The 7460-nt window shown below is 62.1% G+C and carries 7 protein-coding genes; all 7 read right to left on the bottom strand.

Features of this window, described 5'->3' with window-relative positions:
• On the bottom strand, positions 1–204 hold a 204-nt coding region (locus MUO23_14925; protein ID MCJ7514244.1), incomplete at its 3' end, for a hypothetical protein.
• A 303-nt stretch (positions 205–507) separates the two neighbouring features.
• Positions 508–846: an endoribonuclease MazF gene (mazF, locus tag MUO23_14920; GenBank protein MCJ7514243.1), complete on the bottom strand. Its 339-nt coding sequence runs from the start codon at positions 844–846 to the stop codon at positions 508–510.
• A 3-nt stretch (positions 847–849) separates the two neighbouring features.
• A complete protein-coding gene (locus MUO23_14915; GenBank protein ID MCJ7514242.1) occupies positions 850–1089 on the bottom strand; it encodes an AbrB/MazE/SpoVT family DNA-binding domain-containing protein in 240 nt (79 codons plus the stop codon).
• Positions 1090–1297: 208 nt separating this feature from the next.
• The gene (locus MUO23_14910) at positions 1298–1864 is read right to left on the bottom strand and encodes a dihydrofolate reductase family protein (protein MCJ7514241.1); all 567 of its coding nucleotides are present in this window, start codon (positions 1862–1864) and stop codon (positions 1298–1300) included.
• A 987-nt stretch (positions 1865–2851) separates the two neighbouring features.
• Positions 2852–3793 (bottom strand): NBR1-Ig-like domain-containing protein, encoded by a 942-nt coding sequence (locus MUO23_14905; GenBank protein MCJ7514240.1) that lies wholly within the window; start codon positions 3791–3793, stop codon positions 2852–2854.
• Positions 3794–4282: 489 nt separating this feature from the next.
• Positions 4283–5215 carry an NAD(P)H-binding protein gene (locus MUO23_14900; GenBank protein ID MCJ7514239.1) on the bottom strand — a complete coding sequence of 311 codons (933 nt, stop codon included), beginning with the start codon at positions 5213–5215 and terminating at the stop codon, positions 4283–4285.
• Positions 5216–6003: 788 nt separating this feature from the next.
• Entirely contained in the window at positions 6004–6954 is a 951-nt protein-coding gene (locus MUO23_14895) for a hypothetical protein (GenBank protein MCJ7514238.1), read from the bottom strand.
• Between the last annotated feature and the right edge of the window lie 506 nt (positions 6955–7460).

The raw sequence follows: 7460 nt of genomic DNA, 5'->3' as shown, positions 1-7460 counted from the left end.
GAAGTCGTAGAAGTTCGCATCGTCAGGAATCTCGAGAGCCTCGAAGTAGGTGCGGACCCGAGTCTCGACAGTCCTCAAGAGGTCGACATGACTCGGCGACGCGGCGAGTTCCCGGTAGATTGTCTCGATGTTGGCTTGTGGGGCTCTGATGCCTGCGGATTTCAAGACTGGGCCCAGCCCCACAACCTCGATGAGATCGGACATCAATGGGAGGACCCTTCCGCGTCTGTCCCCCCTGGGAGTGGCCGCGCGGCTGGCTCCGGCCCCGAGGATCACCACGTGCGGCGAGTGATTGCAGCGTGTAGTTGTGTCGATGAGTGGTAGTGTGGGCAAATGCGACCTACGGCGACTTGATGGCCACCTAACGGCCTCGAGCTAAGCTGCCCGGCGGAAGCGGGCAACGCCACCAAGACTCTACGGCGAGCCAGCGGGCAAGACAAGCATCTCCGAAGGCCTAGCCCGCCGGGTCAGCTTCAGCGAGTTGTTGGACGGCCCCGAGGACGGTATCTATCCTGGCGTCAGGAGAGTTCCCAGCTTGAGCAGCACCTGCTGCACGGTGTCGCGCGGCACTCGGCATGCAAGCTCCGCCCGCCGAGCGCTCCAGTCCAGGCTCTTCGCCTGATCTGAGAGCACGGCACCGGTCACGGGCAAGCCATCTGGAATCAGGACCTCGAAGGGATAACCCTTGACTTGGCTTGTGATGGGGCAGAGGATCGCCAGTCCTACTTTCCCGTTGTAGCTACTGGGGGATAGCACCAGAGCTGGCCGCCTGCCCGCTTGTTCGTGGCCGGCCTGTGGATTCATTGAAATCCAAACCACATCGCCGCGATCGGGGACCTTCGCCATCGGCTACCAAGCCTCGTTGCCGACTGCAGGCCCGGTGTGGACTTCCTTGTGCAGATTGGCCTCACTAATCCCTCGGAGAAGGTCACCAAGGCGCGGAGCTGAGGCACTTGGCTCGACCACAAGAACTCCGCGGTTGACCTTCAACTCAACGGGGGACTCGTCGCTCAGGCCAATCTCGGCCGCATAGGCCTTGGGAATACGCACCGCAAGGCTATTCCCCCACCGTTGAACACGCGTCTTCATACCGCCTCCTTCTTGTGTGTATACAATGAGTATACCCCCACTTGGGTCAGGCGCAAGGGTACTCCAAGTGCGAAAGGCAGGAAGCCGGGGGCCGTCCAACGGCCTCGAGATGAGCCGCCCGGCCAGCTATTGGATACTACACCAACTCGTTTCGCCGCAGCTGGCCGGGTCGGCTCCATCGAGTTGTTAGGCAGCCTGAAGACACATCCTAGGCGCTGGCGGGGACGCCTCTTAGAAGGACCGTGCCAGAGGTGAAGGTGTGGGTCTCCACCGGCTTGAGCCTTACCCTGTTCTGAATCCGGGAGAAGGCTGCCTTGCCCGAACCCAAGAAGATCGGGACATAGTAGAGGCGGTACTCGTCTATCAGGCCAGCAGATGCCAAGCTTGAAGCCAGGTTGAGGCCGCCGACGCCCATAGCCCTGCCGGGTTGGGCCTTCAGCCTAGCGATTTCGGTGACCGCATCGCCTCTTACTAGAAGCGAGTTCCAGTCGACGCTTTCGAGTGTTGACGAGAAGACGACTTTGGGGATTGGCTTCCAGAGCTGGGCGTACTCGAGGATGAAGCCAGGCGCCGAAGGATCCTGGTCGGCAGTGGGCCAATATCCAGCCATGAGTTCGTACATGCGGCGACCATACAGTAGGGTATCGATCTCCCGCTCAATATCGTTGAAGTGCCGGTGAAGCTCCTCGTCGGGAAAGACCCAACTCGGATCTCCGGCTTCGGCATCGATGTAGCCATCGAGTGAGAGCGAAGTCGCGTACACGAGTTTGCGCATACGGTCCACCTTGGAACGGGAGATCCGTCAGGCTGCCTAACGGATGCGAGCTATGCTGCCCGGCGGCTCGGGCTAGCCACCATTCTCGCGCCAGCGAGGCGCGACAGGCAAGGTGCCCCAGCCTTCTCGCCCGCCAGCCGAGTCGGCTTCAGCGAGTTGTTAGCCCGCCCCTCATCGCGGAGCGAGGGGGGATAGGCCTTGCCCAGGGTGAACAGGCCGCAGGCGAAGGTACCGGCGTTGGCGTGGGCAGCGGGAATGGAGAGGCCTGGTCGATCCTGTAGGCATAACCCGGAACGGCTTGCCCTGACTGTCTAGTGCTGATGAAGTGGATCGTCTCGGAGTCCCCATACGTGTCGTCCGGACCAAATCGAGAGAATACGGTCACGTGGATCCGCCAATCCCCCTCGTAGAGAGTACAAAGGGAGACCCTGTGGATGAAGGGCTCGCCGGCCTGCAAGGAACCGGTCCATGTGAGATCGCCGCCCATGAGTCGGATTCCCTCGGGGAGTTGGATCAAGAGCGTAACATCCTTCTCGTCCCTGGTGGAGTCCACCTCTGCGGACAGTTCGACGACCTTCCCCACGATGGGGTCAGGGGAGGCGGAGAGAGCACGGATCTTCAGGGGAAAGCTGGCAGGGGTGCAACCTGACAACGCCAGGAGGACGAAGACTGCACGATGGAGCAGATTCATACGGAGCACCTTCGATGCAAGCATCATGAGCGGCTGCAAGCACCTGTTCGGACTGGTCCGCGGTGTGAAGCGAGGGCTTCTCGGAATATCAGAGACTCCTTCCATGGGGCGGGCTAACGGCCTCGAGCTAAGCCGCTCGGCGACTCAGGCTGACCACCATTCTCGCGCCAGCCAGGCGGCAGGCCAATCACACCTCCCTATTCGCCCGCCAGCCGAGTCGGCTTCAGCGAGTTGTTAGGCCGCCTGGAATGTGTGGGTTGGACATGGGCCAAGCCCTCGGAAGAGAATTGGCGGACTCAGTCCCAGGTTCGGAAATCGACGGCAATGGAGTCCCCCTCGATCTTCCCGACCTGGAAGCGGCCGTACCGCCCATCGCTGGTCTTGTAGCAGAAGTAGGACTGCGTGCTGAAGTCGGTGAAGTTGACCGCGCCGCTGCGGAGGGAGGTCTCCTTGCAGTCGTCGTAGCTTGGTTTCCCCGACATCTCCTTCAGGAGAGCGCCGTTCGTGGGCTCAAGATAGCGTTCAGAGTCGGACACGTACTTCACCCGCACGTCGCGGCGCGAACCGCTCACGCTGTCTACCCCATCGAAATCTATGGAACCCCCATTGTCAATCGTGAGCTTGCCCGTTCGATAGACAGCGACATTTGGCGTGGGGGTGGGACCGACGACGATCTGAACATAGATGAGCGTCCCGAAGAGGATGTCACTGGCGTTGGCCATCCGATAGTTGCCGCGGTGGACTCCGTTCGTCGTCGGTGCTGTCAGATTGATCGAGATGTCGATGGTGCTATTGGGAGGCACCGTGCCCGCCAATGGTACATCGGCGGGCCCACCCATTGAGGATCCGTCGGTGAAGACCGCGTCAAAGGACGTGGTCCAATCGCAATTGCCAGAATTCCGCAGCCGCCATGTCTTAGTGAAGCTCTGACCCGGGGTCATCACAGTGTTGTCGGGGATCGTGACGTCGGAGATGAACTGGGAAGAGTCGTCGCAGCCGACGGTGGTTGTGGGCTGGGGCGACGGCGTTGGGGTGTTGGTCGCCGAGGGGGGCGTCGGGGTGTTGGTCGACGGCAGGAATGGCGTCGCCAAGCTTCCCTGGGTCAGTTGTGCGGAGTTGGCCTCGGCGACGGCGGTCTGGGCGGCTTGCTGCGGAGACGGCGAGCGAGGCAAGTTGCACGACGCTAGGATTGCAGGTCCGGCGGTGAGCGAAAAGGCGAAGGCGATTCGCGTTCGCACGTTCAATCGGAATTCTCCGGGCCGCCCTTGAGGAGGGTGGAGGAATCCACGCCGGCCGCTGCGATGCTACTTTGGGAGTTCGACGGTTGTCAAGCGGGGGTGGCGGCGAATAGAACTGGTACGCCGGGATCGCCGCCTGAGGCTGAACGATCCGGCTGCCGACCCGGCTGCCCTGCGCCTCCCCAATCGGCACGCACGGGCACGAGCCTCCCCCGCACTTCGCCTTTAGACTCGAAGAAGATCCTTTTCGTGGGCCCCCGGGCCTTCCATCGGTCGCGGTGGGGGTGTACCACAAGGACCTCGACCGTCTGGCCGACCAGAGAGTACCGATCTCCGCGGTGAGCGGCCTAACGGCCTCGAGCTAAGCCGCTCGGCGACTCAGGCTTGCCACCATTCTCGCGCCGGCCAGACGGCAGGCAAACCCACCGGCCTTTTCGCCCGCCAGCCGAGTCGGCTTCAGCGAGTTGTTAGGCGCCCTTCCGAGTACGTTCAGAGTTCCTCGTATGACTTGAAACGGTTGCGCCGGCGAGCGAGCTCGTTTGAGTAGTGAATGCCGAGAGAAGGCGCGTTCTCGCGGGCCCAACCCGTCAACCTAGTCTCGCCAGTGGGTGCTGATGAGACGCAGAGGAGCCCAGCCATGAGACCGTCGATTTCCTCGCGCGTCAGGAAGACGTCATTGACTGTGCGGCCTATCACCGAGGCGACGAAGAGCCCGAGAGCTGGATGAACCGGCATGATCGGCCTACGTTTCCCGATGATGCGGCCGATCTCTGCGACCAAGTCTCGGAATGTGAACGTCTCTGGGCCGACGGCGTCAAGGACCCGGTTCCCGGCCTGCCTACTCTCACTTACGGCAAGCGCCGCGAAGTCCTCGACGCAGATAGGTTGGAGTCGATAGTCCCCGCGGCCGAACACGCCGAATACGGGCAGTCGACGGAGTGCCCATGCGATGTTATTGATCAGGATGTCTTCATGACCAAACAAGACCGCGGGCCTGAGGATGGAATGGGGAAGTCCCGAGTCGCGGAGAGCACGTTCGAGGAGTGCCTTGCCCTTGAAGTACGGGAGGGGTGACTCCACCGAGGGGTTGGTGATGCTGACATGCACGACTCGTCCGACTCCGGCCTCTCGAGCGGCCGAGAACAGCTTGAGGGTGTTCTCGACTGCGAGGGAGTGTGTGAAATCATCATGATCGAACCGGACCCAGTACGTGTTGATGAGCACTCTAGCGCCGGCAAGCGCTGCTGCCAGCGCCTTCGGATCATCGAAATGGAAGGGCACCGCAGTGACGCGGGCGCCAAATGGGTTGGCGCGCTGCGGTGAGTTCGTGAGGGTGCGAACGGTATCGCCCTGGGCAAGCAGGCGCATTGCGATGTACTTCCCCGAGTATCCATAAGCTCCAGTAACAACGTAAGTCTCCATCCAGGGACTCCGTAAGGGCGCCTAACGGCCTCGAGCTAAGCCGCTCGGCGGACGCGGGCGGCGCCTCTTCATTCTATAGGAGATGGGCAGGCCAGGCATCAACACCTTTTCGCCCGCCAGCCGAGTCAGCATCAGCGAGGTGTTAGGCGTCAAGAACGTTAGCCTCGCCCCTGGCGGGCTCGGATCGTTCCTACCACCAGGAGTTTCTCGGGCATCCGCCGCCGCCGCCCCCTGCCCCGGCCCCAAGTCACGACACTCCCCCGGCACGAGACACCAGCCGGCCACCGCAACCGGACGGGCCAACTCGGCTGACGCACCAGCCTGGCAACGCCACGAGCTTGAGCGCCGCCCCTGATTAGCGGAGCACAGTGGCTGACCCTGGCGGAGACGACTATCGACTCTCAGAAGAGCTGGCCGCCGCTGCTGCTATACCAACCCTTCCGAAGCTCGGCCGGCGGGCGAAATGGCCAGGTCGGGCGCGTCCCACGGGATTGGCGAACGACAAGAGGAGATGGATCAAGACAAGGAGCCCTGCGGAACGGCACGTGTTCATCATCGTCAGGCAGGGGATCTCCAGGAAGGGGGCGGCGAGTCGGCGCCTAACGGCCTCGAGCTAAGCCGCTCGGCGGCTCGGGCTTCGCGCCTTCATTTTAGGGCGAACTTGGCAGGCATGGCACAACTGCATCTTCGTCCACCAGCCGAGTCGGCTTCGGCGAGTTGTTGGGCGCCCGAATCCCCCTAGGCATTTCGCGGAAGGAGACACGTTTCTTGCTTGCGCATCGTGCAAGCTATTCTGAGCGGATCACACACGCCTGTGGGATCGGGTCGTTCCCCTCAAGGAGGACACTGAGGCGGCCAAGTGTTGTGTCGAGCAAGTATAGCCTTCTGCCGATCTTGAGGACAAGGGAATCGCCGTGTGGGCACCAGACGATGGTTTCGGCATAGTTGAGCGTCGGGTAGGCAAGCAACACTTCCCCCGTGTGCGCATCCTGGAGCTTGAGTAGGTTGTCGTCGAGGAACGCGATGAGGGGGGCAGCTGGGGACCATGCTACGTACTTGGCAAGGTAGGCTGGCCCGCGAAGAGGTCGCGTGCATTGCGATGCGCTCCCTTTGCAGTCGGGGTCGAACGAGTAGTTACCATCGGTCGGTTGCCTCTCGCCCGATCGTCCGCTGCCCCGAAAGAAGACTACCTCGTTGCCATGGGGCGACCATCTGGGCCGCGTGCAGTGAAGGTCGGGAGTGCATCCAGGAATGATCCTACCGGGAGCGTCTGGCGAGTCGAAGACGGCAACATGGGTACGGGCCTCGTCGGGCTCTCCGCATGATGCGGCGAATCGGATCCCGTCCGGGGACCACGAAAACCCACTGCACTCCTCGCGCCATTCAAGATCCCTGAGGGCATTCCCTTCAAGCACAAGTGCCTTCGAAAGCTCAACACCATCGCCGCAATTGACCAGGGCCTCCGTGCTGTCCGGAGACCATGCAATGTCGCACTCAGTCACTCCGTCTGGGAGCTCATAGGAAGCCAGAGATCTTGCCTGCCCTTCGCCGCGGACCTCCGCCAGGTGGAGAGTGAGCCCGCTGAGATAGAGGACGCGCTGTGAGTTGGGTGAGATTTCCGCCCTTGTGACGTCGCGGAGAATTGTGAATACTTGGCCGGAGCCGGTGTCGGCGGCAAGAAACGAATAGAGGGGCCAATCAGTGGGATCTAGATAGGCAACGTACTGGCCGGGTGGCAAGGCGAGATCAGGTAGCGGGGTGGTGGGTGAGGGAGTGAGGGGAGGTCGGGTTGGGGTCCGAGGTAGGGGTGGCTGGTGTAGGAAGGGGGTTTCGGCTGTGGCTAGCGAGTGAGGTGTTGGTGATTGGATGCTGGCGTACGTGGGATGAGGTGGGCGGCAAGAGGCGAGCAAAGCAACTGGGATGGCAAGGAGGAGCGCGAGGGCTAGGATGTGCGCCTTGGTGGCGTGGGACCCCTGATAGAAGCAACACGACATGGGGAGGGAATAGCGCTGTGCCCGGTGAAAGTGGCGTTGCTTCATGAATCACCCTTGCTCGGGCGCCCAACGGCCTCGAGCTAAGCTGCCCGGCGGAAGCGGGCAGAACTAGCAGGACTCTACGCCTGCTCGGCAGGCGATTCAAGCACCACCGAAAGCGCCGCCCGCCGGGTCAGCTTCAGCGAGTTGTTGGGCGGCCAGGATCTGGGGGGGCTGGCCGTGGACATAGCGCGTGGAGCCTTCACGTGAGT

This window comes from Anaerolineales bacterium (assembly GCA_022866145.1).
GTDB lineage: Bacteria > Chloroflexota > Anaerolineae > Anaerolineales > E44-bin32 > PFL42.
Note: the sequence above shows the minus strand (reverse complement) of the source record. Positions and strands in the feature narration are given on the sequence as shown.